The organism is Nesterenkonia marinintestina (assembly GCF_025420485.1).
Classification (GTDB): Bacteria; Actinomycetota; Actinomycetes; order Actinomycetales; family Micrococcaceae; genus Nesterenkonia; species Nesterenkonia marinintestina.
Genome location: NZ_JAOEFD010000019.1, coordinates 1 through 26,135, shown reverse-complemented (window position 1 = coordinate 26,135; position 26,135 = coordinate 1). Strand labels below are relative to the sequence as shown.

The 26,135-nt window shown below is 70.8% G+C and carries 24 protein-coding genes and 3 tRNA genes; 15 read left to right on the top strand and 12 right to left on the bottom strand.

Annotated elements, in window-relative coordinates; translation table 11 throughout:
• Positions 1 to 229: 229 nt before the first annotated feature.
• A tRNA-Pro gene (locus N7E59_RS11490) sits at positions 230 to 303 on the top strand.
• A 326-nt stretch (positions 304 to 629) separates the two neighbouring features.
• Positions 630 to 1,220 (top strand): hypothetical protein, encoded by a 591-nt coding sequence (locus N7E59_RS11485; RefSeq protein WP_261625076.1) that lies wholly within the window; start codon positions 630 to 632, stop codon positions 1,218 to 1,220.
• Here N7E59_RS11485 and otsB read toward each other — a convergent pair.
• Both otsB and N7E59_RS11475 read right to left on the bottom strand, forming a co-directional pair.
• Positions 1,177 to 2,061, bottom strand: coding sequence for a trehalose-phosphatase (gene otsB, locus N7E59_RS11480; RefSeq protein ID WP_261625075.1), 885 nt, complete (start codon positions 2,059 to 2,061; stop codon positions 1,177 to 1,179). The genes N7E59_RS11485 and otsB overlap by 44 nt on opposite strands.
• A gap of 16 nt (positions 2,062 to 2,077) precedes the next feature.
• Positions 2,078 to 3,604 (bottom strand): alpha,alpha-trehalose-phosphate synthase (UDP-forming), encoded by a 1,527-nt coding sequence (locus N7E59_RS11475; protein ID WP_261625074.1) that lies wholly within the window; start codon positions 3,602 to 3,604, stop codon positions 2,078 to 2,080.
• 202 nt (positions 3,605 to 3,806) lie between these two features.
• Here N7E59_RS11475 and N7E59_RS11470 point away from each other — a divergent pair, with 202 nt between their 5' ends.
• The 3 genes from N7E59_RS11470 to N7E59_RS11460 all read left to right on the top strand — a co-directional run bounded on the left by N7E59_RS11470 (position 3,807) and on the right by N7E59_RS11460 (position 6,362).
• The gene (locus N7E59_RS11470; RefSeq protein ID WP_261625073.1) at positions 3,807 to 4,664 is read left to right on the top strand and encodes a DsbA family protein; all 858 of its coding nucleotides are present in this window, start codon (positions 3,807 to 3,809) and stop codon (positions 4,662 to 4,664) included.
• Between the two features lie 100 nt (positions 4,665 to 4,764).
• Positions 4,765 to 4,837, top strand: a tRNA-Thr gene (locus tag N7E59_RS11465).
• Positions 4,838 to 4,859: 22 nt separating this feature from the next.
• Entirely contained in the window at positions 4,860 to 6,362 is a 1,503-nt protein-coding gene (locus N7E59_RS11460) for a DHA2 family efflux MFS transporter permease subunit (protein WP_261625072.1), read from the top strand.
• A gap of 18 nt (positions 6,363 to 6,380) precedes the next feature.
• On the opposite strand, the gene N7E59_RS11455 is transcribed toward N7E59_RS11460, so the two are convergent.
• Together N7E59_RS11455 and N7E59_RS11450 are read right to left on the bottom strand one after the other, a co-directional pair.
• Entirely contained in the window at positions 6,381 to 6,692 is a 312-nt protein-coding gene (locus N7E59_RS11455; RefSeq protein ID WP_261625071.1) for an AzlD domain-containing protein, read from the bottom strand.
• Positions 6,689 to 7,468, bottom strand: a complete 780-nt coding sequence (locus N7E59_RS11450; protein ID WP_261625070.1) for an AzlC family ABC transporter permease — start codon at positions 7,466 to 7,468, stop codon at positions 6,689 to 6,691. The genes N7E59_RS11455 and N7E59_RS11450 overlap by 4 nt, the downstream gene beginning before the upstream one ends.
• Before the next feature lie 182 nt (positions 7,469 to 7,650).
• On the opposite strand from N7E59_RS11450, the gene N7E59_RS11445 reads away from it, so the two are divergent.
• The 3 genes from N7E59_RS11445 to N7E59_RS11435 all read left to right on the top strand — a co-directional run bounded on the left by N7E59_RS11445 (position 7,651) and on the right by N7E59_RS11435 (position 11,117).
• Complete coding sequence (locus tag N7E59_RS11445) at positions 7,651 to 8,337, top strand: SDR family oxidoreductase (RefSeq protein WP_261625069.1); 687 nt, start codon at positions 7,651 to 7,653, stop codon at positions 8,335 to 8,337.
• 132 nt (positions 8,338 to 8,469) lie between these two features.
• Positions 8,470 to 8,543: transfer RNA gene (locus tag N7E59_RS11440), tRNA-Val, on the top strand.
• Between the two features lie 174 nt (positions 8,544 to 8,717).
• On the top strand, positions 8,718 to 11,117 hold the full coding sequence (locus tag N7E59_RS11435) for a threonine/serine exporter family protein (protein WP_261625068.1): 2,400 nt from the start codon (positions 8,718 to 8,720) through the stop codon (positions 11,115 to 11,117).
• A gap of 61 nt (positions 11,118 to 11,178) precedes the next feature.
• Here the strand turns inward: N7E59_RS11435 and N7E59_RS11430 are convergent, their stop codons facing one another.
• Complete coding sequence (locus tag N7E59_RS11430; RefSeq protein ID WP_261625067.1) at positions 11,179 to 11,874, bottom strand: uracil-DNA glycosylase; 696 nt, start codon at positions 11,872 to 11,874, stop codon at positions 11,179 to 11,181.
• 107 nt (positions 11,875 to 11,981) lie between these two features.
• Between N7E59_RS11430 and N7E59_RS11425 the strand changes: the two genes are divergently transcribed.
• The 3 genes from N7E59_RS11425 (at position 11,982) to groL (ending at position 14,931) form a co-directional block, all read left to right on the top strand.
• Positions 11,982 to 12,278, top strand: coding sequence for a DUF3263 domain-containing protein (locus N7E59_RS11425; RefSeq protein ID WP_261625066.1), 297 nt, complete (start codon positions 11,982 to 11,984; stop codon positions 12,276 to 12,278).
• Positions 12,279 to 12,313: 35 nt separating this feature from the next.
• Positions 12,314 to 12,964 (top strand): LytR C-terminal domain-containing protein, encoded by a 651-nt coding sequence (locus N7E59_RS11420; RefSeq protein WP_261625065.1) that lies wholly within the window; start codon positions 12,314 to 12,316, stop codon positions 12,962 to 12,964.
• Positions 12,965 to 13,296: 332 nt separating this feature from the next.
• Positions 13,297 to 14,931, top strand: coding sequence for a chaperonin GroEL (groL, locus tag N7E59_RS11415; RefSeq protein WP_261625064.1), 1,635 nt, complete (start codon positions 13,297 to 13,299; stop codon positions 14,929 to 14,931).
• Positions 14,932 to 15,113: 182 nt separating this feature from the next.
• Here groL and N7E59_RS11410 read toward each other — a convergent pair whose 3' ends face one another.
• From N7E59_RS11410 to N7E59_RS11385, 6 genes are all read right to left on the bottom strand, one after another.
• Positions 15,114 to 15,404 carry a WXG100 family type VII secretion target gene (locus tag N7E59_RS11410; protein ID WP_261625063.1) on the bottom strand — a complete coding sequence of 97 codons (291 nt, stop codon included), beginning with the start codon at positions 15,402 to 15,404 and terminating at the stop codon, positions 15,114 to 15,116.
• Between the two features lie 131 nt (positions 15,405 to 15,535).
• Positions 15,536 to 17,200, bottom strand: coding sequence for a sensor histidine kinase (locus tag N7E59_RS11405; protein WP_261625062.1), 1,665 nt, complete (start codon positions 17,198 to 17,200; stop codon positions 15,536 to 15,538).
• Between the two features lie 149 nt (positions 17,201 to 17,349).
• Positions 17,350 to 18,078 (bottom strand): response regulator transcription factor, encoded by a 729-nt coding sequence (locus N7E59_RS11400; RefSeq protein ID WP_390905049.1) that lies wholly within the window; start codon positions 18,076 to 18,078, stop codon positions 17,350 to 17,352.
• Between the two features lie 162 nt (positions 18,079 to 18,240).
• Positions 18,241 to 19,890, bottom strand: a complete 1,650-nt coding sequence (locus N7E59_RS11395) for a DNA repair helicase XPB (RefSeq protein ID WP_261625077.1) — start codon at positions 19,888 to 19,890, stop codon at positions 18,241 to 18,243.
• Positions 19,887 to 22,142, bottom strand: a complete 2,256-nt coding sequence (locus N7E59_RS11390) for a helicase-associated domain-containing protein (protein WP_261625060.1) — start codon at positions 22,140 to 22,142, stop codon at positions 19,887 to 19,889. The genes N7E59_RS11395 and N7E59_RS11390 overlap by 4 nt, the downstream gene beginning before the upstream one ends.
• Positions 22,139 to 22,405 carry a hypothetical protein gene (locus N7E59_RS11385; RefSeq protein ID WP_261625059.1) on the bottom strand — a complete coding sequence of 89 codons (267 nt, stop codon included), beginning with the start codon at positions 22,403 to 22,405 and terminating at the stop codon, positions 22,139 to 22,141. The genes N7E59_RS11390 and N7E59_RS11385 overlap by 4 nt, the downstream gene beginning before the upstream one ends.
• Positions 22,406 to 22,510: 105 nt before the next feature.
• Between N7E59_RS11385 and N7E59_RS11380 the strand changes: the two genes are divergently transcribed.
• A complete protein-coding gene (locus N7E59_RS11380) occupies positions 22,511 to 22,894 on the top strand; it encodes a cold-shock protein (RefSeq protein ID WP_261625058.1) in 384 nt (127 codons plus the stop codon).
• A gap of 59 nt (positions 22,895 to 22,953) precedes the next feature.
• A complete protein-coding gene (locus N7E59_RS11375; protein WP_261625057.1) occupies positions 22,954 to 23,307 on the top strand; it encodes a DUF3027 domain-containing protein in 354 nt (117 codons plus the stop codon).
• A 114-nt stretch (positions 23,308 to 23,421) separates the two neighbouring features.
• Here N7E59_RS11375 and serC read toward each other — a convergent pair whose 3' ends face one another.
• The gene (gene serC / locus N7E59_RS11370; protein ID WP_261625056.1) at positions 23,422 to 24,549 is read right to left on the bottom strand and encodes a phosphoserine transaminase; all 1,128 of its coding nucleotides are present in this window, start codon (positions 24,547 to 24,549) and stop codon (positions 23,422 to 23,424) included.
• A gap of 147 nt (positions 24,550 to 24,696) precedes the next feature.
• Between serC and N7E59_RS11365 the strand changes: the two genes are divergently transcribed.
• Together N7E59_RS11365 and N7E59_RS11360 are read left to right on the top strand one after the other, a co-directional pair.
• Positions 24,697 to 25,425 carry a metal-dependent transcriptional regulator gene (locus N7E59_RS11365; protein ID WP_261625055.1) on the top strand — a complete coding sequence of 243 codons (729 nt, stop codon included), beginning with the start codon at positions 24,697 to 24,699 and terminating at the stop codon, positions 25,423 to 25,425.
• A gap of 406 nt (positions 25,426 to 25,831) precedes the next feature.
• A partial coding sequence (locus N7E59_RS11360; RefSeq protein ID WP_390905048.1) for a hypothetical protein occupies positions 25,832 to 26,135 on the top strand: 304 nt, incomplete at its 3' end.

Sequence of the window (26,135 nt, the reverse complement as noted above, 5' to 3'; positions counted from 1 at the left end):
TGGGGCGGAGCGGACTCCGCCGAATCACTGACGATTCGGCGTCGAGACTGCTCCGCCCTATCTCTCGTTCGCCGTCGTGCCATCGCAGGGTCGAACTGATTCTCCCCAGGGCCGGACCGTGCGGACCACTTTGCCTATGAGGTCGCAGCAGGCCGATTTGTGCGGGCCATTCGGTCCGGTCTAGAATCGACACTTGTGGAAGCGGCCGGAACGGCCGTGGACGCACCTCCGGGGTGTAGCGCAGCTTGGTAGCGCGCCTCGTTCGGGACGAGGAGGTCGTAGGTTCAAATCCTGTCACCCCGACCGGCACACGAAGGGGCCTGATCATCAGATCAGGCCCCTTCGTCGCGTTCGGACCACATCACAGTCGCACCGTGGCCACAGTCCTCAACGCCGTTGTGCCGCCGGGCCCCAGCTTCCAACCTTGAAGTGCGGGACGACCCTTCTGGAGTCTCTGATCAGGTGGGACGACTAGCCTGTCACCGGGGAGCGGTGGTCCGCTGAGTCCGAAGTGAGCGGCTCCGGCACCAGCTCCCGATCGTCCACGAGCTGAGGAGCCCGACATCGGAAACCCAGGCCCCGATCGCCCCTCCCGCGAGGAGGGACGTCGTCGTGCCCGCCTGATGGTCGTGGTGACCGCATCGGTGCTGGCCGCCCTGGTGGTCACCCTCGTGCTGCTCCCCAATCCCTGGGCGATCCTCGCCGGACTCGTCGTCGGCGGGGCAATCGGCGGCGGCACGGCGGGACTGCTGCTGGTCAACGGGCAGCGCCCCGCGATGCTGGAGGCACCCGAGAAGTCCTCCGAGCAGCTGAAGCTCGAATCGCGGCTCGACGGGGTGGACCGGACGGTCCGAGCACGGGCGTCCGACCTGCCACCGGCGGCCCAGGGACAGCTGCGGATGATGATCGTGGGTCTCGGGGAGATCGTCGAGCGATGGCCGGAGCTCGAGCGTCTGCCTGAGCACAGGGAAGGGGTGCGCCGTATGGTGGAGCGCCACCTGCCGCGCACCCTGGAGGTGTTCCTGGCACTCCCCGATTCGGAGAAGCCGCGCTACGCCGCCGAGTTCAAGGAACAGGTGGGAGTCCTGGCCGAGGCGGTGGCCAAGACCCGTGACCGCGTCGTCGCGAAGGACCTGCAGGCTCTGCGTGCCAACAGGTGGCTCCTCGAGGAGGCCCTCACCGATCCCGAGGAGCGTCTGTTCCGCCGTCACGGGCTCTGACGATCTCCCGCAGCACGGCGGCGAGGTCCTCCGGCGCGTCGATCCGATGACCCGCGGCGGTCTCACCCGGCCCCACCTTCACCCCGACGTCGCCCTCGCGCAGGACGGCGAAGCCGTGCTCATCGGTGACGTCGTCGCCGGCGAAGAACACCGCGTCCGCGGAGACGTGCGCACGGAGCCGCTCGATGCCCTCCCCCTTCGTCGCCTGGACCACCACCGCCTCGAGGACCCGTTTGCCGCTCTTCGCCTGGGCGCCCCGGACGCCCTCGGCCGCGACCCGGGCGCGATCGAGCAGAGCATCCCCGAGCTGTTCATCGGGCACGCGGCGCACGTGCATCCCCGCACCGGCCGGCTTGTGCTCCACCCAGGCTCCGTCGACCTCTGACGCGAGGTCCTCGAAGAGCTCCAGCAGCCTCGAGCGGGCCCGCGACTGGTCGGCCGTCAGCTCCAGTGACCCGACATGCGCACCGTCGGCCGGTGAGACGCCCTGCAGGTCGGCCTCCGCACCGTGGGAGCCGATCAGCAGGGACCCGGGCGGGGGAGAGGCCAGCCGACGCAGCGTCTCCAGGGGGCGGCCCGAGACATAGGCGACGGTCACCCCGTCGAGGTCGGCCAACGCCTCGATCGCGGCGGCCGTGGCCGGGACCGGTCGGGCCGCGTCGGCGTCCGGCACCAGCTCGGCCACACAGCCGTCGAAGTCCAGACACACCAGCACCTGCCGATGAGCCGCGAACCGCTCGAGGGCGCCGGAGAGCTCCGCCGACGGCGACGCGTCCCGCCCGTCGGCGCTGTCGGCGTCTCGGATGTCTCGGATGTCTCGGATGCCTCCGGAGTCTCGCACAGTCCCTCCCGTCTCCTCAGCTGAGCTCTTCGAGCCGACCCAGGAAGTCCTTGGCCCAGCGCTGCACGTTGTTCGACGTCACCTGGCGTCGCATGCTGCGCATCCGGCGTCGCGCGTCCTCGGGGTCCATATGCACCGCCTGCAGGATGGAGGCCTTGAGCTCGTCGACGTCGTGCGGATTCACCAGCAGGGCCTGCTTGAGCTGATCGGCGGCCCCGGTGAACTCTGAGAGCACCAGGACCCCGCCGCCGTCGTGCCGGGCGGCGACGTACTCCTTCGCCACCAGGTTCATCCCGTCCCGCAGAGCGGTCACCAGCATCACGTCGGCGGCCAGGTACAGGGCGACCATCTCCTCCACCGGATAGGAGTGGTGCAGATAGCGGACGGCCGTGTGGGCCATGGTGTCGTACTCGCCGTTGATCCGACCAACCGTGGCCTCGATCTCCTCACGCAGCAGGCGATACGACTCGACACCCTCCCGCGAGGGGCTGGCCACCTGCACCAAGCACACGTCCTCCGCCGACACCGCCCTCTCCTCGAGCAGCTCCTCCAGCGCCTTCATCCGGTGCCGGATCCCCTTGGTGTAGTCCAACCGGTCCACACCCAGCAGGATCGTGCTCGGGTCGCCCAGCTCCCGACGGATCTGCTGGGAGCGGGAGATGATCTCCGGACGTTCCGAGAGTCCGACGATCTTCTCGGTGTCGATGGAGATCGGGAAGGCCCGCGCCTCGGAGACCCGGAAGTCGTCCCCCTCCGGCGGGCTGGTCCGCCGGGTCCCCAGCCCCCGCGACGGGTCCTCACCGTGCCCGGCGATGGACGATCCCAGCTCCTGGGACGACGGCTCCTCGGCGATGAACACCTGGTCGGAGCGGATGTAGAGGCCCAGACGGCTGCGCACCGCCCGCTGGAAGTTGCGGGCGTCGGAGTCGCGCTGGAAGCCGATCAGGTCGGCGCCGAGGAGTCCGTGGAGGACCGCCTGGCGCCACGGCAGCTGGGAGAACAGCCCCGAGGGCGGGAACGGAATGTGGTTGAAAAACCCGATGCGCACGTCCGGGCGCAGCTCACGCAGCATCGCCGGCACCAGCTGCAGCTGGTAGTCCTGGACCCACACCACAGCCCCCTCCGAGGCGGTGGCCGCGGTCGCTTCGGCGAAACGCAGGTTCACACGGCGGTAGGCCTCGTACCAGTGGCGGTGGAACGCCGGGCGGGCGATCACGTCGTGATACAGCGGCCACAGCGTGCCGTTCGAGAACCCCTCGTAGTAGTCCTCGACGTCGGCGGCGCTGAGCGGGACCGGGACCAGGTGCATGCCCTCGTGGTCGAAGGGCTCCAGGGACTCGTCCGCCGCGCCGTGCCAGCCGACCCACGCCCCGTCGGACTCCGACATGATCGGGCCCAGCGCCGTCACCAGACCGCCCGGGGACCGACGCCAGCCGGTGCTCCCGTCCTCCTGGGTGACACGATCTACGGCGAGCCGATTGGCGACCACGACGAAGTCGTACCCCTTCGCGCCTCCGGTGCTCCGAGCAGTCTCCTCACCCATGGAGAGCCTCCTGTGACGTGCCTCGCAGAGAACAGCCTCCAGCCTACCCGCACCGCGCGGGTTCCGGGGTTCGTCCAGGTGCGAGGACTACCCTGGAGGGCGACCGCGACGCCCCCCTGCCCCCGGTCGGGCGGGCGTCCTGCGGCGGCCCCTGCGCCTGCGGAGCCGCCGCCTCGGAACCAGCCAGCTTCGGAGAGGACGTATGGCCCGCAACCAGGACAATGGGCTGAGCGCACGCGAGCGTGCCCGGCAGATGCAGCAGCAGCAGGAGCGACGGCAGAAGTCGTCGTCGGTCCTGCTCCGCGTCGGCGTGGTGGTCGTGGCCATCGCGGTCGTGGCGGGACTGGCGTTCTTCGTCCTCCAACAGCGTCAGGGCGGCGACGACGCGGCCACCGCCACCGAGGGCCCCGCGCCCAGCGCGGCCAACGAGCACGGCGGACTCACCCTCGCCTCATCCACCGAATTCGAGTCCGGCGACGACCTCGGAGAGGTCGATGCCTCCGAGGTGCCCGGAGGCGACGGCGAGGAGCCCGCAGGGGCTGAGTCCCGCGAGGACGGCGAGCCGCCGCACCTGATCATCTACGCCGACCCCGCCTGCGTCCACTGCGCCGACTTCGAGGAGCAGAACGCCGAGCAGATCAAGGAATGGGTCGAGGCCGGAGACCTCACCGTCGAGTACCGGATGGTCGCCTTCCTCGACAGCGGGTCCCAGACCAACTACTCGGCCCGGGCGGACAACGCCATGATGTGCGTGGCCGAGGAGTCCCCGGAGGACTTCCTGGACTATGTGACCGAGATCTTCAGCCACCAGGGCACCGAGCTGAGCAACGATGAGCTCGCCTCCATCGCCTCGGACGAGTTCGGGGTCGACGTCGGCTCCTGCGTCGACGACGGCACCTACCGCGCCTTCGTCTCCTACGCCACCTCCGACGCCCAGGAGAACGGCGTCCAGGGCACGCCCACCGTCTACCTCGACGACCAGGACTGGGCCGCCTCGGAGACCGGGTTCCAGGAGTGGGCCCAGGAGGCGATCGACGAGTACCAGGACGAGGCCGCCTGAGTCGCCGAACCCTCCTCAGACGTGCACTGCGGTGGCACCGCGGTGGCACCGGGGGAGGGTTCGGGACTAGGATGTCTCTTCGGCGCCCCTCGGGTGCCGCGCCTCCTTAGCTCAGCTGGTAGAGCAGCTGTCTTGTAAACAGCAGGTCGTCGGTTCGAACCCGGCAGGGGGCTCCGATCTCCTGATGGAGGACCCATGTCGTCCGACTCCGCAGCCCCGACGGGGCCGCAGGCCGCCGCGTCCCAGACGCCGGCCAAGATGCCTCCCGAGCAGAAGGTCACCATCGGTGTGCTGCTCGTCGCGGCGTTCACCATGATCCTCAACGAGACGGTCATGAATGTCGCTCTGCGGCCCCTGATGGTCGAGTTCGACGTCACCGAACCGACCGTGCAGTGGCTGACCACCGCCTTCATGCTCACCCTGGCCACGGTCATCCCGACCACCGGCTATCTGATGCAGCGGTTCAGCCTGCGCACCATGTTCACCGCGGCCCTGGGCCTGTTCAGCCTCGGCAGCACCGTGGCCGCCGGCGCCCTCGGCTTCGAGATGCTGCTGGCCGGGCGCATCATCCAGGCCAGCGGTACCGCGATCATGCTTCCGCTGCTGATGACCACCGTGCTCACGCTGGTGCCCACCGAGCGCCGCGGTGTGGTCATGGGCAACATCTCGATCGTCATCTCCGTGGCGCCGGCCACCGGACCGGCGCTCTCCGGGTTCATCCTCCACGTCGCGGACTGGAGGGTGCTGTTCCTCACCATCCTGCCGATCGCGCTGGCGGCCCTCGTGCTGGGACGCTCACGGCTCGACGACACCCCGGGCACGACCGGCGACGGGCTCAGCATCCCCTCGCTGCTGCTCTCAGTGCCCGGCTTCGGGGGCGTGGTCTATGGGATCAGCCAGCTCGGAGGGGGCCACGGCACGGTCGCCGCGGAGGAGGCCGGCGGGGTCGACGGCGTCGCCGTCGCCGTGCTGATCGTCGGCGTGCTGTTCCTGGCCGCCTTCGCCCTGCTGCAGATCCGCCTGCAGCGCACCGGCAGTCCGCTGCTGGACCTGCGTCCGCTGAAGCACACGATGTACGCCCGCGGGCTCTCGATGATGCTGCTGATGATGATCGCCCTCTTCGGAGCGATCATCATGCTTCCGCTGTTCCTCCAGACCGTCCGCGGCCTCGACACCCTGCAGACCGGACTGCTCATGCTCCCGGGCGGCCTGCTCATGGCCGTGCTGGCGCCCGGGGTCGGACGGCTCTACGACCGGGTCGGGCCGAAGCCGCTGGTGATCCCCGGGGCCTGCGTCCTGGTCCTGGCCCTGTTCCTCATGAGCACGCTGGGCGCCCACACCCCCGAGTGGCAGGTCCTGATGCTGCACCTGCTGCTCAGCCTCGGACTCGCCTTCCTGTTCACCCCGGCCTTCACCACCGCGCTCAACCCCCTGCCGCGCCGCCTCTACACGCACGGCACCGCGCTGCTGAACACCCTGCAGCAGCTGGCCGGAGCCATCGGCACCGCACTGCTGATCGCCGTGATGGGACTGGGAGCCGCCGCGGCGGCCTCCTCGGGCCTCGGCGCCGAAGAGGCCGCGCTGGAGGGGTTCCGCACGGCGTTCCGCACCGCCGCGGTCATGGCGCTGGGCATCATCGTCCTCGGCTCCACCCTGCGGGCGACTCCCGCGGGGACCGCCGACGCCCACGACGACTGACCGGGACCGAACGGAGGCTCAGCCGACGCCGAGCGCCCGCACCCCCGCCGCGGTCGCCGCCCCGACGATCACCACGACCAGGAACGGCGCCCGCAGCATCAGGGCCGCGGCCGCGGCCAGCAGGGCGGCGATCCGAGCGTCGAAGCTCAGTCCGTCGTCGCCGGAGAAGGTGTTCATGGTCACCAGCGCCGCCAGCAGGGCCACCGTGAGCAGTCCGGAGATCCGCCCGACCATCGGGTGCTTCAGCCAGGCGGCCGGGACCATGTAGCCGAGCAGCTTGGTCAGGTAGACCGCCGCGCAGGCCAGGAGGATCCATGCCCAGAGACTCATCGTCCGGCACCTCCGTCCCGGCCGGACCCGCCGCCCGCACCGTGCCCGGGGTCCGCATCGTGCCCGGGGTCCACCTCGTCCTCGGCGGGTGCGAGGTCACCGCCGCGGCGGCGCGTGAGCACGGTCCACACCACGGCGGCCCCAGCGGCCACCATCACCGGGACCCCGGGCGGGAGCACAGGCATCGTGAGCATCGTGATCAGCGCGGCCAGCACCGCCAGCGCCCACGGCTCCCGAGACCTGAGCCGCGGCCACAGCAGCCCCAGGAAGGCGGCGACGACGGCGCCGTCGAGGCCCAGGCTCTGCGGGTCACCGATCACGTCCCCCAGGGCCGCACCGAACACGGTGGCCGCGTTCCATCCGATGTAGGAGGCGATCCCCGTCACCCAGAATCCGCGGCGGCTCTCGGCGTGATCGGTCTGGACCATCGCATTGGCCGCGGACTCATCGATGGTCACCTGAGCGGCGACGTATCGGCGCCAGCCCGTGGGATTCAGCAGCGTCTTCATCTGGACCCCGTAGATGGTGTTGCGTGCGCTCAGCAGCGTCGAAGCGCCCAGCGCCGCCCCTCCCGAACCACCCGAGGCGACCACACCGATGATCGCGAACTGCGACCCGCCGGAGAACAGCAGGGCTGAGAGCGCCACCGTCTGCCAGAACGTGAATCCCGAGGCGGTGGCCAGCGCGCCGAAGGAGACGCCGTAGAGGGTCAGCGCCGCAGCGATCGACAGACCCATGCGCGTGGCCGGCGTCAGGGCGGGGAGGGAGCGGGGCATCCAGGCAGTCTAGCCGCGCCGATCCCGTCGACGAGGGACGGATGCGGTCCAGGTGCACTCCGGGTGCGGCACAGGTGAGGTGCCGGTGCGGAATAGTGAGCGCCCACAGACGTTGCACGCGGGACAGGGGAGCGGGCCGATGACCCCGCACCCCGGTCCACCCCACAGGGAGAGGAGCCGACATGGCCGCCGAGAACCGAGTCGTGATCGTCGGAGGGCACGGAAAGATCGCCCTGATCGCCGCCACTCAGCTGACCCAGGCCGGATATGCGGTCAAGTCGCTGATCCGCAATCCCGAGCAGCGCGACGAGGTCGCCGCGACCGGCGCCGAGCCCCACGTGCTGGACATCGAGACCGCCGACGTCGACCGGCTCGCCGAAGCGTTCGCCGACGCCGGAGCCGTCGTCTTCTCCGCAGGCGCCGGCGGCGGGAATCCCGCACGGACCCACGCCGTCGACTACGAGGCGGCCGTGCGCACCATGGGGGCCGCCGCCGAGGCAGGCGTCCGCCGCTACGTCATGGTCTCCTACGTCCGAGCCGACACCGACGTCGACACCCTCGACCCGGAGAGCTCGTTCCACCCCTACGCGAAGGCCAAGCACGACGCAGACGCCCACCTGAGGCAGACCGCCCTGGACTGGACGATCCTCGGGCCCGGGACGCTCACCCAGGAGCCCGGACGGGGGACGGTGCAGATCGTGGACGCGCACGGACTGGTCGACGGGCAGGAGCTGCCCTCCGACCAGCTCAGCGTTCCGCGGGAGGACGTCGCCTCCGCGATCACCCACGCCGTGACCACCGGAGCCGCAGTCGGGCAGACCCGCCGCTTCGTCACCGGCGAGACCCCCATCGCCGAAGCCATCGCCTGATGCGCCCGCCGGCCGTGAGGCCGGGGTCCGGAGCCTCTCCGGACCCCGGTTTCTCAGGTCAGCCCCCGAGGTGCTAACCTTTCTAGGCACATGTGCGCGGGCCGGTGACGGGCCCGAGCCGCACATCTCCACGGATCCGTAGCTCAGATGGTTAGAGCGCTCGCTTCACACGCGAGAGGTCGATGGTTCGAGTCCATTCGGATCCACAGCCCAGCCCGAAGCTCCCGCAGGCCGCGCGCCGCGGAGCCTCGGGTTTTCTCATGCCGTCCCGCCGACCTGCCGCGCCCGGGGCGGCCCCGCGCTGTCCAGCCGAGGTGCCTCCGCCCTAGGATGCCAGACGGAGGACCGACCGGATCGACGAGACGCCGAAGGGAGGACCGGTGCCGGAGGAGCCCGACCTGCGCGACGCCCCGGAACCCGCTGACGACCCTCAGCAGACCGAGGCCGTCGCCCCGGAGATCGACCCAGTGATCGACCCGGTGATCGACGGCTCCCCGTCCCGTCCGACCCTGGACCCCGTCGTCCGCTCCACGTCATCGGGGGAGGCCGAGCACACCGGCTTCGTCCGGTCGCTGACGTCGACGATCGCCTCCTCCTGGAACTCGGCCCGTGAGGCCCAGGAGCACGAGGAGGAGTGGGACGAGGACCCGACGCCGGTCGACGGCGTCACCCGCCGCGCCGAACCCGCGCCGGAGACCGGCCGCCACGAATTCGCCCCGGACGCGTTCTGGAGCACGCACACCGGCCACGACTCCCCGACCCGGGAGGCGACGCAGCACGAGGGCTCCCCCTACGTCCGGCACGTCGGTCCGACGACGGAGCCCGTGCACCCGGCCACCGGTGCGATCGAGCTGCACCAGCTCGGCGGGTACGACCCCGAGACCTCCACCTATACCTTCCACGACCCTGCCCGGCCGCATCGGCCCGAGCTCGACGGGTCCGAGCCGGAGCGCCACTACGGTGCGTGGCACCAGGGCGACGGCATGCGTGTGCACAGCCCCGCCGTCGGGTCCATCCCGATCATCGACCCGCACACCGGCCGACCGGTCGGGCACGGAGGCGTGCCGGGCGTCCCGGGTCAGCCCTGGTCTCCGTCGACGCCGCAGGACGGGTCGACGACGCCGGGTCCCGCCCCGTGGGCCCCGGCGACAGGGTCGATGCCCGCAGTGCCCGAGGACCAGCGCCGTGCCGGACCGACCTCACCGATCACCCGCCCCGGGGCGCCGGGGCACCGTCGTTCGGTGCTGCGGTCATCACTCCGAGGGAGCGGCCGTGCGGGAGGGCCGGCGTTCGACCGCAGCGTCTTCGACCAGAGGGGGCGTCCGCGGTCGGTGCTGCGCCGCCTGATGCGGCCCGAGGCGCCCATGACCTCCGCCGTCCCCATCGTCGACCGCCTCGCCGGCACCCCCTTCGAGAACCCCCGCCAGGCCGAGGCGCCCTTCGAGACCGACGAGCTGGAGACCATCGCCTTCGTCCTGGACCTCGGCGAGGCGCTGTTCCGCTACGGCGCGGGCGCCCTGGAGGTGGAGACCTCCATCATCGCGATCACCGCCGCCTTCGGGATGAAGAACACCGACGTCGACATCACCAACCAGTCCATCAGCCTCAACTGGGCCCCCGAGGGCAAGATCCCCTACAGCCGGGTGCGTGTGGTGAGGTCGTGGTCGAGCAACTTCCAGGCCCTGGCCGGAGTGCACCACCTGGTCACCGACATCATCTCCGGACGGATGACCAGGACCGAGGCCGCGGAGGCGCTCGAGGAGATCACCCACGAGCCGAAGCCGTTCCCGCGCTGGATGGTGACGCTGGCCGGCGCGGTGTTCGCCAGCGCGTTCGCCTCGTTCCTCGGGGCCCCGCTGCTCGACGCCACCGTCGGATTCTTCGCCACCCTGCTGGTGCTGGCCACCACTCGGCGGCTGTCGAACCTCAGGGTGCCCGAGTTCTACTGCCTGTCCGCCGGCGGCTTCGTGGCCACATTCATCGCCATGGGTGCGGTGGCCCTGGAGATCCCGGTGGAGCCGTTCCACGTCGTCGCCGGGGGGCTGATGATCATGCTGCCCTCGGTGCGCGTGGTCTCAGCGATCCAGGACGCCATCAACGGATTCCCGCTGACCTCCGCGGGCAGGATCGTCTCCTCCCTGATCGCCTTCATCGGCCTGACCTCGGGGATCATGGTCGCCGTCATCACCGCCAGCCAGCTGGGCACCCCCGCCATCGAACCGGCCCGGGCCCTGGAGCGGCTCTACCCGTTCCCGGTCCTGGTGGCCCTGGTCTTCGTGGCCGCCGTCGCCGCGGCGATCGTCGAGCAGGCCCGGTGGCGGATCCTCGTGCCCATCGGGGCAGTGTCCGCTCTGGGGTTCTGCGCCTTCTACGCCGCCGAGCTCGTCGGGCTCGGGGAGCGGGTCACCCCGGTCATCGGCGGTGTCGTGGTCGGAGCGCTGGGCCGACTCGTCGCACTGCGCATGCGCGCTCCCCAGCTGGTGGTCGCGGTGCCGGCGATGATGTTCATGCTTCCCGGGCTGATGGTCTTCCGGGGGATGTACTCGGTGGCGATGCGCACCGAGACCGACGTCCTCGCCGGGCTGCCGGTGGGGATGCGCGAGTCCGCGGAGATCCTGACGCAGGTGCCCATCGGCATGCTCACCGGGCTCACCGACCTGTTCAATGCGATGATCATCATCCTCGGCATCGCGGCCGGCATCGTCCTCGGCGACGTGATGATGCGTCCCTTCACCTCCGCCCTGCAGTCCCACGAGCGTCGCAGGTTCCGCAACCGCTGAGACGCGGACCGGTCCCGACGGCCCCACTGCCGGGGTGACCGAGGGGTCGTCGGGTTCGGACTCACCCGTGGGCCAGGTCCCAGTCCACCGGCGCCGCATCCAGCTCCTGGAGGGCGGCGTTCGTCGTCGAGAACGGCTTCGACCCGAAGAATCCGCGATGGGCCGACAGCGGCGAGGGGTGGGGGCTGGTCAGCACCCGGGTATGGGAGCCGGAGTCCAGCATGGGCGCCAGCTTCCGGGCGTCGGCGCCCCAGAGCACCGAGACCAGCGGTGTGCCCCGGTCCACCAGGGCCCGCACCGCGGCCTCGGTGACCGCCTCCCAGCCGATGCCCCGGTGCGAGGCCGGAGAGCCGGCGGCCACGGTGAGCACCCGGTTGAGCATCAGGACCCCCTGGGAGGCCCACGGCCTCAGGTCCCCGTGGGATGAGGTCGGGACGCCGAGGTCGTCCTGCAGCTCGGCGAAGATGTTCTGCAGGCTGCGCGGAAGCGGCCTGACGTCCGGGGCGACGGCGAAGGACAGCCCGATGGGGTGACCCGGAGTGGGGTAGGGGTCCTGGCCGATGATGAGGACACTGACGTCCTCGAACGGCTGCCGGAAGGCGCGCAGCACGTCGGCGGCGGCCGGAAGGACCTGCTCTCCGGCGACCCGGCGGCGGCGCAGCTCCTCACGCACTCGGGCGAACTGCTCCTGCTGGGTGGACAGAGCCCGCTCCCACCCGGGGTCCAGCGGCTCGACCAGGTGCTCAGAGATGCTCATCCCTCCATGCTAGAGGGGCGGTGCGCCGCGTGGGATCCCCGATACAGGGGCTCCGCCGCCGTAGCATGGGGTCGGGCCGCAGAGCACACACCGCACGAGGAGGAACGATGTCCGCAGCACGCACCGTCGCCTCGGATGCGCCGGCGACATCCGAAGGGGACCTGCAGGGACAGCTCAGCGAGCAGGACCGGAGCATCCTTCAGCTGGAGCGTCAGTGGTGGAAGTACGCCGGCGCCAAGGACCAGGCGATCTCCGAACGGCTGGGGATGACCGCGGTGTCCTACTACCAGGCGCTCAACCGCCTCATCGACTCCGAAGCAGCCCTCGCCCACGACCCGATGCTGGTCAAGCGCCTGCGTCGCCAGCGGGAATCTCGCCACCGGGCCCGAGCCTCACGCCGCTGATCGCCCGCCCACCACTGCACGAGGACCACGAGGCCATGACCAAGCACCCCCACGACGAGTTCGACGACGTCGACCCCTACCCGCCGGGCCGAGCGGGGGTCCACCGTGCCCCGACCGAGGCTCCCGGCGCCAAGCGCACCGGGCTGCCCTGGATCGTCATGCTCGCGGTCCTCGCGCTCGCCGTCGGTGTGGTCAGCTACTTCGTGCTCCCGCAGCTCGGCGACGAGGGGGGCGACCCCGCCGCCGATGAGGACACCGCCGAGACCGAGGACGAGCAGGAGGACGCCGACGCCGAGGGCGACGACGAGGCTGAGGACGGCGACGCCGCGGCGGAGGACGAGGACGGAGAGAGCCCGTCCCCGGAGGAGAGCCCCAGTCCCACCGATGAGGATGAGGACGACGAGGACACCGCCTCCGACGGCGAGTCCCCGGTCCAGGTGCTCAACTACCAGACCTCGGCCGAGGCGGCGCAGAACGCGCAGTCGCAGCTCGAGGGGGCCGGCTACAACGTCACCAATGTGACCGAGTGGACCTACGCCGCCACGGACGCACCGGTGGTCTTCCACCCCTCCGGCCAGGGTGAGCTGGCTGAGGAGATCGCCTCGAACCTGGGGATCGGCAGCGTGGTCGAGGACGACCGCTGGTCGTCGATCGCCGTCGTCGTGGATGAGGGCTTCGTCGACTGACACGTGCCCGTCTGCGGCGCCGTTCCGGCCGCCTCCGACCCTGTTCGCCCACGGCCGGAATCGTTTGCACTCACCATGGGAGAGTGCTAAGAATTGTCACAGCACTCCCGTCATGATGGGGTTCCGCGCTCGTTGCGCGGAGACCTCCTCGGGCGCCTCGCAGCGCCCCGCGGGAGTGGGATGAACCTCAACAGGTGAGGCCCAGAAGTCGGACCCCCGGTGACGCGGGGAGTCCGGGCCGTCCGTCGCGGGCATCTGGCCGGGTTCGACCCGATTGACGCGAATACGTCTGACATGTGATCACCCACAGTCCAGGAAGGACACCAGCCGATATGGCGAAGACCATTGCATTCGACGAAGAGGCCCGTCGCGGCCTCGAGCGGGGTCTGAACACCCTCGCCGACGCCGTCAAGGTCACCTTGGGCCCCCGCGGTCGCAACGTCGTCCTCGAGAAGTCCTGGGGCGCGCCGACCATCACCAACGACGGCGTCTCCATCGCCAAGGAGATCGAGCTCGAAGACCCCCACGAGAAGATCGGTGCTGAGCTGGTCAAGGAGGTCGCCAAGAAGACCGACGACGTCGCCGGCGACGGCACCACCACCGCCACCGTGTTGGCCCAGGCCCTGGTCAAGGAGGGGCTGCGCAACGTGGTGGCCGGCGCCGACCCGATGGGCCTCAAGCGCGGCATCGACAAGGCGGTGGAGGCCGTGACCGCCGAGCTGCTGTCCTCCGCCAAGGAGGTCGAGACCAAGGAGCAGATCGCCGCCACCGCGTCGATCTCGGCCGCCGACGAGCAGATCGGCGAGCTCATCGCCGAGGCTCTCGACAAGGTCGGCAAGGAAGGCGTCATCACCGTCGAGGAGTCGAACACCTTCGGCCTCGACCTCGAGCTGACCGAGGGCATGCGCTTCGACAAGGGCTACCTGTCGGGCTACTTCGTCACCGACGCCGACCGGCAGGAGGCGGTCCTGGAGGACCCGTACATCCTGATCGTGAACTCCAAGATCTCCTCGGTGAAGGACCTCATCGGCATCCTGGAGCAGGTCATGCAGTCCGGCAAGCCGCTGCTGGTCATCTCCGAGGACGTCGAGGGCGAGGCTCTGGCCGCCCTGGTCGTGAACAAGCTCAAGGGTACCTTCAAGTCCGTGGCCGTGAAGGCTCCGGGCTTCGGCGACCGCCGCAAGGCGATGCTGGCCGACATGGCCATCCTCACCGGCGGCCAGGTCATCGCCGAGGAGGTCGGCCTGAAGCTGGAGAACGCCACCCTCGACCTGCTGGGCACCGCCCGCAAGGTCGTGGTCACCAAGGACGAGACCACCATCGTCGAGGGTGCGGGCGACGCCGACGAGATCGCCGGTCGCGTCAGCCAGATCAAGGCTGAGATCGAGAACTCCGACTCGGACTACGACCGTGAGAAGCTCCAGGAGCGCCTGGCGAAGCTGGCCGGGGGCGTGGCCGTCATCAAGGCCGGTGCCGCCACCGAGGTGGAGCTCAAGGAGCGCAAGCACCGGATCGAGGACGCGGTCCGCAATGCGAAGGCCGCTGTGGACGAGGGCATCGTCGCCGGCGGCGGCGCCTCTCTCATCCAGGCCGGGGCCCGTGCGTTCAAGACGCTGTCCCTGCAGGGCGACGAGGCGGTCGGCGCGAACATCGTGCGCCTGGCCGTCGAGGCTCCGCTGAAGCAGATCGCCGTCAACGCCGGCCTGGAGGCCGGCGTGGTCGCCGAGAAGGTCAAGAGCCTGCCCGACGGGACCGGCCTCAACGCCGCCACCGGTGAGTACGAGGACCTGCTCGACGCCGGAGTGAACGACCCGGTGAAGGTGACCCGGTCGGCGCTGCAGAACGCCGCATCGATCGCCTCGCTGTTCCTGACCACGGAGGCCGTCGTCGCCGACAAGCCGGAGAAGAACGCCGGCGCCGGAGCCGAGGGCATGGACCCGATGGGCGGCATGGGCGGCATGATGTGATCATCTGATCGCTCAGTCCGTCGCAGACGGGCCGACCGACGGGCGGGGCGCCCCCACCATCACGGTGGGGGCGCCCCGTCGTCGTCGGGCCGGTGCCCGGTCTGTGAGCGTCTGCGGACTCCGGCCTCCTCCCCGAACCGTCGGACCGTCTCGACGGCGGACGCCGCAGTCGCAGCGGGTGCTCAGCGGCCGAACATGCGGGTGTTCGCCGACTCGGTCTCCTCATACTGCGAGGAGGCGGCGGCCATCGCCTGGCGGACGCTGGCCAGCGACTGCTCGACCTGGGCCTGGGTGGCCCGCCACTGGGTCAGCACATCCTGGAAGGCCACCGCCGCCGACCCCTTCCAGGAGTCCTGGAGCTGACGCAGCTGGCCCTCCATCGAGTTCACGTCGGTCTGGATGCGGCCCAGCGTGCCCTCCACGGTCTGGCTCTTGGCCATCAGGTCTGAGGTGTCGATCTGCAGGATCGCCATGATGTCTCCCTTTCCACGCCGCGGAGAGGGAGGAAGGCCCCGCTCCGCATCCGTGCGGTCGGTCTCGGTCGCCGCGGTCCTGCGGCGCACCCCCGACGCTAGGGCGACGCCTGGGTCGCGTCAGTCGAGACTCATCGACCTGTGGAGTCTGTGGGGTCCTGCGGGTCCGTTGGACCCTCCTGTGGAGCACCCGGATCCTCGCCGACACCGTGGTCGGCATCGTGGTCGGCATCGTGGTCGGCATCGTGGTCGGCGTGGTCGAAGTCCTCGTCGAACTCGTCGGACTCGTGGTCCTGCTCGTCGCCGGGTTCGACCATCGGCAGCCGCAGGGTCATCGTGGTTCCGCCCCCCTCGGTCTCGGAGTAGCGGACCGTACCGCCGTGCTGGGAGGCGATCGCGGCGACGATCGCCAGCCCCAGACCGGTTCCTCCGGTCTCACGGTGCCGGGAGTCGTCGGCCCGGTAGAAGCGTTCGAAGATGCGGGAGGCGTCGGCCTCGGAGATGCCGTGGCCGTGGTCGCGGACGCGCACCACCGAATCGGTGCGACCCGAGACCAGCGAGTCGGTGCCCACCATCAGCTCGATCGGCGTGCCGTCGGGGGTGTAGCGCAGGGCGTTGGTGATCAGGTTCGTCACGATCTGCCGGATCTTCCCCTCGTCACCCCTCACGGGCGCCGGGCGGGGGTCCGCGTCGTCCAGACCGACCACCGCGACCTCACGGTCCGGGGCGTTGACGCCCAGGTCCATCACCGCGTCGTGGGCGAGCAGCCGCAGGTCCACCGGCGCCATCTGCAGGGGACGCTGCTCATCGAGGCGGGCCAGGGTGAGCATGTCCTCGACCAGCTGACCCATCCGCTTCGCCTCGGACTCGATGCGGCCCATCGCGGTGCCCACGGCCTCCGGATCGTCGCTGACCCCACCCTGACGGTAGAGCTCGGAGAACCCGCGGATGGTGACCAGCGGCGTGCGCAGCTCGTGGGAGGCGTCCTGGATGAACCGGCGCATGTTCTCCTCCGAGACCGACTTCGAGCGGAACGCCTCCTCGATGTGCTCGAGCATCACGTTCAGCGAGCGCTGCAGACGCCCGACTTCGGTGTCGGAGGGGGAGGAGATCTGCACACGTTGGGAGAAGTCGCCGTCGGCGATGGACGCCGCGGTCTTCTCCACACGGAACAGCGGACGGAACGAGCGGGTGACCACCGCATAGGCCAGGGTCGAGGCGCCCAGGGTGGCCATCATGCCGATCGTGGCGACCAGGAACGTGGCCCGCTCCACGGCGACCTCCACCGTGTCCCTGGGCAGGGCGATGGCCATCGAGGCCTCCCCGGAGGCGAACCGGTAGACGTGGACCCGCCAGCCCCGCGAACCCTCCTCGGTGCCGGGGACGTCGAAGGCCTCACCGTCCTGGGTGAGGACCTCCTCGGCGTCCATCTCGGGGATCACCGGAAGGTCCTGGCCCTGCGGGGCGCTCGGGGTGGCCTGATCCTCGATGACGTCGCCGTCGTTGTCCAGCAGCACCCCGTAGAACCGCCAGACGGAGAGTTCGTCGGAGTAGTACTCGAGGTCGGCGTCGTCGCGCTCGGCCCGCGAGGTGAGGAACGTGGCCACGTTGCTGCGGTTGGCGTAGAGGTCCTCGTCGAGGTTGCGGACCAGCTCCTGGCGGAAGAGGGAGGCTGAGACGAAGGTCGTCACCGCCAGGGTGAGCAGCATCAGACCGGCGAACATCACCACCAGCTGGGTGCGCAGACTGGCGCGGCGCCAGGTGCGCACCACGGATTCCGACGGTCTGAAGCGCATCACTGCACGATACCCCGCGGCCTCCGCTCATGGAGAGGCCCGGTGCAGGTTCTCACCCTGCACCGGGCCGCATCCCCGATCGTGCGTGGCCCGACGGCCCGGAGCGGGAGAGGTGCTCCGTGGTCGGTGCCGCGCACCGTCTTCATCGTTCAGCGGATTCGCGCCCGCTGACGGCGCTCCCAGGTCTGCAGGACGTAGCCCACCCCGCGTTTGGTCTGGATCATCGGTGCACCCTCCGAGCCGGAGTCGATCTTCCGCCGGAGGTAGGAGATGTAGGACTCGACGATGGAGGCGTCGCCGTTGAAGTTGTAGTCCCAGACGTGGTCCAGGATCTGCTGCTTGGACAGCACCCGGTTGGGGTTCATCATCAGGTAGCGCAGCAGCTTGAACTCCGTGGGGGAGAGGTCGATCATCTCCCCGTTGCGGCGGACCTCGTGGGCGTCGTCGTCGAGCTCGAGGTTGTCGATGCTCAGGACCGCGTCCTCGTCCTCGAACTGAGCGGTGCGACGCAGGACCGCGCGGATCCGGGCGACGACCTCGTCCAGGGAGAAGGGCTTGGTCACGTAGTCGTCGCCGCCGACGGTGAGGCCGGTGATCTTGTCGTCGGTGTCGTCGCGGGCGGTGAGGAACAGCACCGGGAAGAGCTTCCCGGCCGAGCGGAGCTTGCGGGTGACTGCGAAGCCGTCCATGTCCGGGAGCATGACGTCGAGCACGGCGAGGTCCGGGTGGAAGCGTTCGGCGGCCTCGAGGGCCTCGCGCCCGTTGGACGCGGCGGTCACCTCGAAGCCTGCGAAGCGCAGGGAGGTCGCCAGCAGCTCACGGATGTTCGGCTCGTCGTCGACGACGAGGAGCTTCGCTTCGGGGGTCTTCTCAGTCACGCTCCCCATTCTCCCCCCGAATCCTTGTTGTTCCCTGGACGAAGTCTGTCCTCTCGGCCGGTGCCGGCCTCCCCTGTCGTTGCGTCTACCCCGAATGCACTCATCCCCCGTGCATGAACGGGAGACATGTGCATCCGGGGTAGACGCACGGCCGGGAGGGGATCAGGCGATGTCGGAGGCGTCGAGGATCTGGTACCCGTACCCCTGCTCGGAGAGGAACCGCTGACGCTTGGCCGCGTACTCCATATCCACGGTGTCGCGGGTGACCACCGAATAGAAGTGGGCCCGCTTCTCGGCGTCCTCCGAGTCGGTGCGCAGCAGCCGACCCAGCCGCTGGGCCTCCTCCTGGCGGGACCCGAAGGTGCCCGAGACCTGGATGGCCACCGAGGCCTGGGGGAGATCCACCGAGAAGTTCGCGATCTTCGAGACCACCAGCACATCCAGCTCGCCGCGGCGGAACCGCTCGAAGTGGTCCTGCCGCCGGGCAGTGGTGGTCGAGCCGGTCAGCACCGGAGCCCCCAGATGCTCGCCCAGCTGCTCCAGCTGCTCGACGAACTGACCGATCACCAGGATCTGCTCCCCGGTGTGCCGGTGCCGGGCCACCAGACGCGCGACGACGTCGTCCTTCGCCCCGGACCCCGCCGCCAGCCGGTGCCGCTCACGCTCCTCGGCGGCGGCGTACTCCATCCGCCGCTCGGCGGGCAGATCCACCCGCACCTCGGTGCACAGCGCCGGGGCGATCCACCCCTGCGCCTCCATCTGCTTCCACGGGGTGTCGAACCGCTTCGGTCCGATCAGCGAGAACACCTCCCGCTCCCGGCCGTCCTCCCGGATCAGCGTGGCGGTCAGGCCCAGCCGCCGTCGGGCCTGCAGATCGGCGGTGCGGCGGAAGATCGGCGCCGGCAGCAGGTGCACCTCGTCGTAGATGATCAGGCCCCAGTCGTGGCCGTCGAGCAGCTCCAGATGCGGGTACAGCTCGCCGCGCCGGTGCGCCAGCACCTGGTAGGTGGCGATCGTGACCGGCCGGACCTCCTTGCGGTCCCCGGAGTACTCGCCGACCTCGTCCTCGGTCAGGGAGGTCCGGGCCAGCAGCTCGGTCTTCCACTGGCGGGCTGAGAGGGTCGAGTTCACCAGGATCAGGGTGATGGTCGACGACGTCGCCATCACCCCGGCCCCCACCAGGGTCTTGCCCGCCCCGCAGGGCAGCACGACGACGCCGGAGCCCGCCGACCAGAACGTATCCACCGCCTGGCGCTGGTAGGGACGCAGCGTCCAGTCCTCGCCTGCCAGGGAGATGGGGTGGGCGGTGCCGTCGACGAATCCTGCCAGGTCCTCGGCCGGCCAGCCGACCTTGACCAGCTCCTGCTTCAGCTCACCGCGGGCCTGCCCATGCACGGCCACGGTGGACTCGTCCAGGGAGGGGCCCAGCAGCGGAGCCACCGTCTTCGCGTGCCGGACCTCCTCGAGGACGGCGGCGTCGGTGGAGCGCATGACCAGGCCGTGCACGGGGTCCTTCTCCAGGCGCAGCCGGCCGTAGCGGCTCATGATCTCGGCGATGTCCACCAGCAGGGAATGCGGCACCGGGTACCTGGAGAGGCCCAGCAGCGTGTCCACCACGTACTCGGCGTCGCAGCCGGCGGCCCGGGCGTTCCACAGGCCCAGCGGGGTGATCCGATAGGTGTGGATGTGCTCCGGCGCGCGCTCGAGGTCTGCGAAGGCGGCCACGGCCCGGCGGGCCGCGTCGGCTTGGTCATGGTCGACCTCCAGCAGCACGGTGCGGTCGGACTGGACGATCAGCGGTCCGGACATCAGCTCCTCCTCCGGGGCGTCGCAGGTGCCGGGGACGCCCCGCGGTCCCCGTAGTCGACATGATCCTCGGCCAGCCGGACCCCGGTGATCCGGTGGACCAGCAGCACGGTCTCGCCCTCGCCGTCCTGGAGCCGCAGCCGTCCGGCGTTCAGCGCGGAGGGGACCCCGGAGAGGGTGTGTTCGATGCCGTGGGCGTCCACCCGGCGGATGCGGACGCGGCGGCGCTCGCGGACGGCGGTGCGCAGAAGCCCGACGACGTCGGCGCCCAGGCTCACCGCCGGGTCGCCGGAGCGGGCGGGGCCGCCGGCGCGCAGCCTGTCGACGGCTCGCCGGACCTCGGCGGCGGTGGCGGGGGCGACGGAGACGGTGCGCACCGGCGACTGCTGCCAGGGGCTGGCGGTCAGCGACCACGCCGTCGGGTGCAGGCGGTCTGCGTCGTCCGGACGGCCGGGGCCGGGGTCCGGGGCGGGGTCCGCGACGTCGTCGAGGTCTCGGGTGCCGAAGCCGGCGTCGTGCAGCGCCAGGGCGAGCTCCCGGGGTCCGGCGGGGCTGATGAGGACCTCCCCGGTCAGGGCGCGCAGCCGCACCCGGCGCAGGGCCGGGGAGTCCAGCAGCTCGGCGCGGATCTGCGGATCGGACTCGCGGATCCAGGAGCCGGCGCCGCCGATCTGCACGCCGCGCCATGTCCGGGCGGCGTCGTCGAGCAGGGTGGTCAGCGGGGAGGGGAGAGCGGCGATGCTGTGATCGGTGAGGAACCGGCGGACCTGGTCCGGGGTCCACCCGGCGTCGAGGGCGCGGTGCACCGAGGCGGAGGTGAGGCGGTAGGTCGGAACTGGTCCGCGGGTCTCCGGCTCGGCCAGGGCGGCGAGCCCTGCGGCCAGCGTCGGGGAGGGGGTGCCGGTGGGCATCACGGTCAGGTCCGACTGGACGTGGACGGTCTCGGCGGCCGGGGGCAGGGCATCGGCCAGGTGCGCGGCCATCCGCGCGGGCGAGGGAGCCTCGGGGTCGGCCTCGGCGTCGTCGTCGGAGTCGTCGGCGTCGTGGGGCTCCTCGTCGTCCGCAGAGCGGTCCGGCCCCGTCATCAGCGTCCGACCGATCTCGGTGAGAGCACCCATCGCGGTGAGTCCGAGGCGTTCGGCCTCCTCGAGCACCGCGGGCACCAGGTGTCCGATGCGGGGTCCGGCCAGCGGCCGCTCCCAGCGGAACCGGTCGATCAGCGTCCCGGTGACCGAGGCGGCCAGGGCCGCCTCGGTGGGTTCGACCTCGCCGGACTCGTCCACGGGAGCCCGGCGGTACAGCAGCGCCGGTGAGTCCGCAGTGAGTTCGGCGGCCAGCTGCAGGAGCCGCCGGCGCAGCGCAGGCGCGTCGCCTCGGGTCCGCTCCTGGGTCAGGGCCGGGGCGATCCGCGCCCGCGGGTGGGGTCCGAGGACCAGCAGCGGTGACCGCGGCGCCAGCAGCCAGCCGGAGACCAGCAGCTGGTGGCGCCGGTGCCGTGAGGTTCGGCGCCACCGGCGGGCGGTCTCGGTGGTCCTCCAGGTGCCGGTGTCCACGTCGAGGCCGATCAGCGCCGCCGCGGCGGTCAGTTCGAGCAGCCACCCGGTCTCGCCGACCAGGTGGTCCTCCCCGGGCCTCTCCCCGGTGCGCGCGGCGGTGAGCCGGCGCAGCTCCCGCATGCCGACGCCTCCCGAGCGCAGGGTGGCGGCCGGAGCGTCCTCGAGGGCGTCGAGGAGCTGCTCGACGTCGGCCAGCAGCTCCGCCGTCGCCGACAGGCCGGCGTTGCGGACCAGGGCCGCCGGGGGAGCCGGCTCGGTCGCCCGGGGTGCCGGCGCACCGGGGGAGGAGCCCGCGGCGGCCGAGGCGACCTCCGGCTCGGCCAGCAGGGCCAGCAGCGAGCCCGGGACGGCGTCGGTCGGTCGGCCCGCGCGGCCCGTCGGCGTCGGCGCCCCGGACTCGGGGTCCTCGGCGAAGAGCAGACCCATGCCGCGCAGCCGGTCGCGCACCGCAGCCGGGACGTCCTCGGCGTCGGTCCCGCCCCGGCAGACGGCTGCCAGTGCGGAGAGGGTGCCGGCGTCGAGCCGCATCAGGACCTGCCGCAGGCTGGTCTCGGACTGCACACGCACCGCGAGGCCGGTGAAGTCCCCGGGGGTGGGGTGGACGAGGTCGGGACGGGACCGCAGCAGCCCGGAGAGCGCCTCGTCGCCCCGGCAGGCCAGGGCGCGCCCGAGCGCGGAGATGGAGAGGGGGGCCGCAGTCATCCGGAGCGGACGGTGCGACGGCGACGCATCGAGAGCACCATGTGGACCAGCATCAGGGCGAAGCCGGCCGGGAAGCCCCACAGGGCGAGGAAATAGAACGTCGGGTTCGCCTCGACGGAGAGGAAGTAGGCGCCCAGAATCATCACCAGGGACACGAAGGCCGCCGCGGTGAGCACCGTGCCCAGGAGCAGGATGCCGCGGCTGAGCGGGCGCTCGCGGTCGGCGACTGCGGCTTCGGCGCCGGCGCGGGGACGTGCGGACATGACCCCGATTCTATCCCGTCGCACCGCCCCGGTATTCTGGGGCGGTGACCTTGCGTCGATGCACCGACGCACCGCTCTGCACACGCAGCGACGAGGGAGGACGACGTGCCCACCGGGAAAGTGAAGTGGTTCGACGCCGAGAAGGGCTTCGGATTCCTGGCCTCCGACGACGGCCAGGAGGTGTTCCTGCATTCCTCCGCCCTGCCCGCCGGCGTCTCCAGCGTGAAGTCCGGCACCCGGATGGAGTACGGGATCGCCGACGGGCGCCGCGGCCAGCAGGCCCTCTCGGTGCGCATCCTCGACGAGGGCCCCTCCGTGGTGCGCGCCCGCCGCAAGCCGCCGGAGGAGATGGCCTCGCTGGTGCAGGACCTGGTCAACATGCTCGAGTCCAGCGCCGGTGAGCTGCGCCGCGGCCGCTACCCGCAGTCGGCGCGCAGCCGCCAGCTGGCCGCCGTGCTGCGCCGGGTCGCCGACGACTTCGACGCCTGAGCGCACCCACCCGATCGGCCGAGATCCGGCCGCACCGCAGGATCAGAAGGACTGCCGAGATGCCCAAGAAGGACGCCGTGCTGAGCGAGGCCGTGGACCAGGCCCGCGAGGCCCTGCACGAGATCGCCGCCGCCGAAGAGATCGGGGACCACCGCACGGTCACCGCCGAAGAGGACCGTCTCCACACCCATCGCTTCGCCGCGCACCGCGAGGGCTACCGCGGCTGGGACTGGTTCGTCACCGTCGCCCGGGCCCCGCGCAGCCGGAAGGTCACGGTGTGCGAGATCGGGCTGCTCCCCGGCGAGGACGCGCTGCTGGCCCCGGAATGGGTGCCCTGGGCCGACCGCGTCTCGGAGAAGGAGAAGCAGCAGGCCGCCGAACAGGAGGCCGCGGAGCAGCAGAAGAACGGGTAGCGCCGCGGGATCGCGTGCTGCAACCCGTCGACAGTGAAATCACCCGCCGTACTGTCGGCGGGTGATTTCACTGTCGACGGGTGGAACACGAGTGACCGCCGACTCGCCGGGTGTTCAGCGCGAGGTGTGCTCCAGGACGTGGTCGATGCATACCAGCAGGGCGGAGACGTCGTCGGGCTCGATCGCGGCGAAGGTCGCGATGCGCAGCTGATTGCGCCCCAGCTTGCGGTAGGGCTCTACGTCGACCACACCGTTGGCGCGCAGCGTCGTCGCCAGTGCGGCCGCATCGACGGTGTCGTCGAAGTCCACGGTGACGATCACATCGGAGCGATCGGCCGGGTCCTGCACAAACGGGGCGGCGAGCTCATGCGCCTCGGCCCACCGGTACACCCGCCCGGCCGAGTCCGCGGTCCGAGCGGCGGCGAATCCGAGCCCGCCGGCCCCGTTGAGCCAGTCGAGCTGGGCGCGCATCATCACCAGGGTCGCCAGGGCCGGGGTGTTGTAGGTCTGGTCCTTGCGCGAGTTCTCGATCGCTGTGGTCAGCGAGAGGAAGTCCGGGATCCACCGCTGCCCGGCGAGCTCCTCGGCGCGGGCGATCGCCGCCGGGGACATCAGCGCGAACCACAGGCCGCCGTCGGAGGCGAAGTTCTTCTGCGGGGCGAAGTAGTAGGCGTCGGTCTGGGCGACGTCGACATCGAGCCCACCGGCGGCGGAGGTTCCGTCGATCAGCACCAGGGCGTCGTCGTCGGCCCCCGCCACACGGGTGACGTCGGCGGCCACACCGGTGGAGGTCTCGTTGTGGGGCCAGGCGTAGACGTCGACGCCGGACTCCGCCTGCGGGTGCGGCCGGGTGCCGGGCTCCGCGGTGAGGATCGACGAGGCCTCCAGGTGGGGGGCACGATCGGTGGCCTTGGCGAACTTGCCGCCGAACTCGCCGAAGGAGAGGTGCTGGGCTCGGGAGCGGACGAGCCCGAAGGAGGCGACGTCCCAGAAGGCGGTGGAGCCGCCGACGCCGAGCACGACCTCATACCCCTCGGGCAGCCGGAACAGCTCGGCCAGGCCGCGGCGGACCGCCCCGACCAGCTCCTTCACCGGGGGCTGGCGGTGGGAGGTGCCCATCAGCCGGGGTCCCGCCTCGATGAGCGCCTGCATCTGCTCGGGCCGCACCTTGGAGGGCCCGGCGCCGAAGCGTCCGTCGCGGGGGAGCAGGTGCGAGGGGATGGTCACGGTCTCGGCGGTCATGGCGCGGTCTCCTGGTCGTGAGGCAGGGCGGGAGGACGGGCGGATCGGACCCTCGACGGAGGCGGGGGCTCCGGGGGTGAGGGACTATGCTGGACGCGGCACCTCGCCGTCCACCGTTCACGGTATCAATGCGCAGGAGGAGACTCGGTGACGGATCTGATCGATACGACGGAGATGTATCTGCGCACCATCCTCGACCTCGAGGAGGAGGGCATCGTCCCGCTGCGCGCCCGCATCGCCGAGCGTCTCGAGCACTCGGGTCCGACGGTCTCCCAGACGGTGGCACGCATGGAGCGCGACGGTCTGCTGATCCTCACCGAGGAGCGGCATCTGGAGCTCACGGAGGCGGGACGCCGGATCGCGGTGCAGGTGATGCGCAAGCACCGGCTGGCCGAGCGGCTGCTGGCCGACGTCATCGGGCTGGAGTGGCCGTATCTGCATGATGAGGCCTGCCGCTGGGAGCATGTGATGAGCGAGCGGGTCGAGCGCCGGCTGGTGGAGATCCTCGACGACCCCGTCGAGTCCCCCTACGGCAACCCGATCCCCGGGTTGGAGCTGCTCGGCGTCGAGCCGCATCCGGAGTCCGGGCGACCCGGCGAGGCGGTCACCCTGCGGCAGGCGGCCGAGGATTCCGAGGTCGGCTCCCGCGCGGAGTCGTGGAGGGTCCAGCGACTGGCCGAGTCGATCCAGGTGGAGCCCGAGGTCCTGGAGCAGCTGGCGGAGTCCGGGCTGCGTCCGGGGTCCGCGGTGCGGCTGGACGGGGTGGACGCGGCGTATCTGATGCTGACGGTCACCGATGAGTCGGGAGAGGCCTTGGAGGTCGAGATCCCGCTGGAGGTCGCGCAGCATATCTTCGCCTCTCCGGCGCGCGACTGACCGACCGGCCGGTCAGGATCTCGGCGCACCGTTGCTGTTCTGTGATCTGAACCGCACAGTAGGTCTCTGTGACGTGATGTGACATCCGCGGATTTCCGGGGATTTCAGCGCTCTCACCGGGAGGTTCGTAAATTTTTCACAATCGGCCGTGACCTGAGCGTGACATCTTTACCGTCCTGTTATATCGTCGAGGTCGTGCCTGAGGCGACTGTCCGATGCCGAGGCGCCTTCGACCGGAGATTCCGATCCCTGCTTCCGGTCGTAGCAGTTCGCAGACATCCGCATGCAGGGGGCGGGGCAGACGCGGTCGTATGAGACCTGGCGGACGAGCTTCCCCCGAGACTCGGTCCCCCACTACAGGCCAAGCCCCGTCACATTGGGAGAGGTTTTTATCACAATGACTACTATGACGACGTTCGCTTCGCGCCGTGAGATGCGCCGTGAGTCCAAGCCGGTCCTCGCACGCGCCGTGGCCGACAACGCCGCCACCCTGGGCCGCGCCACCGCCGGTGCCGCCGCGGCCGCCGGCCTGGTCGCCGGCCTGGGCGCCTCCGCCTACGCCAACGCCCCGGTGGACGACACCCAGCGCGAGTCCACCAGCGTGCAGATGGCGCAGGGTGAGCAGGCTCAGTACGAGGCCCCCGCTCAGACCGAGCAGCAGGCTCCGGCCCAGACCGAGCAGCAGGCTCCGGCCCAGACCGAGCAGCAGG

What these genes read in the sequence shown, in the direction of transcription:
- N7E59_RS11475 (WP_261625074.1), bottom strand. Translation starts at nt 3,604, where the DNA reads ATGGGTGAGGAGACTGCTCGGAGCACCGGAGGCGCGAAGGGGTACGAC.
- N7E59_RS11420 (WP_261625065.1), top strand. Translation starts at nt 12,314, where the DNA reads ATGACCAAGCACCCCCACGACGAGTTCGACGACGTCGACCCCTACCCG.
- N7E59_RS11445 (WP_261625069.1), top strand. Translation starts at nt 7,651, where the DNA reads ATGGCCGCCGAGAACCGAGTCGTGATCGTCGGAGGGCACGGAAAGATC.
- N7E59_RS11455 (WP_261625071.1), bottom strand. Translation starts at nt 6,692, where the DNA reads ATGAGTCTCTGGGCATGGATCCTCCTGGCCTGCGCGGCGGTCTACCTG.
- N7E59_RS11430 (WP_261625067.1), bottom strand. Translation starts at nt 11,874, where the DNA reads ATGAGCATCTCTGAGCACCTGGTCGAGCCGCTGGACCCCGGGTGGGAG.
- N7E59_RS11425 (WP_261625066.1), top strand. Translation starts at nt 11,982, where the DNA reads ATGTCCGCAGCACGCACCGTCGCCTCGGATGCGCCGGCGACATCCGAA.
- serC (WP_261625056.1), bottom strand. Translation starts at nt 24,549, where the DNA reads ATGACCGCCGAGACCGTGACCATCCCCTCGCACCTGCTCCCCCGCGAC.
- N7E59_RS11460 (WP_261625072.1), top strand. Translation starts at nt 4,860, where the DNA reads ATGTCGTCCGACTCCGCAGCCCCGACGGGGCCGCAGGCCGCCGCGTCC.
- groL (WP_261625064.1), top strand. Translation starts at nt 13,297, where the DNA reads ATGGCGAAGACCATTGCATTCGACGAAGAGGCCCGTCGCGGCCTCGAG.
- N7E59_RS11450 (WP_261625070.1), bottom strand. Translation starts at nt 7,468, where the DNA reads ATGCCCCGCTCCCTCCCCGCCCTGACGCCGGCCACGCGCATGGGTCTG.
- N7E59_RS11410 (WP_261625063.1), bottom strand. Translation starts at nt 15,404, where the DNA reads ATGGCGATCCTGCAGATCGACACCTCAGACCTGATGGCCAAGAGCCAG.
- N7E59_RS11390 (WP_261625060.1), bottom strand. Translation starts at nt 22,142, where the DNA reads ATGACTGCGGCCCCCCTCTCCATCTCCGCGCTCGGGCGCGCCCTGGCC.
- N7E59_RS11405 (WP_261625062.1), bottom strand. Translation starts at nt 17,200, where the DNA reads ATGCGCTTCAGACCGTCGGAATCCGTGGTGCGCACCTGGCGCCGCGCC.
- N7E59_RS11375 (WP_261625057.1), top strand. Translation starts at nt 22,954, where the DNA reads ATGCCCAAGAAGGACGCCGTGCTGAGCGAGGCCGTGGACCAGGCCCGC.
- N7E59_RS11385 (WP_261625059.1), bottom strand. Translation starts at nt 22,405, where the DNA reads ATGTCCGCACGTCCCCGCGCCGGCGCCGAAGCCGCAGTCGCCGACCGC.
- N7E59_RS11470 (WP_261625073.1), top strand. Translation starts at nt 3,807, where the DNA reads ATGGCCCGCAACCAGGACAATGGGCTGAGCGCACGCGAGCGTGCCCGG.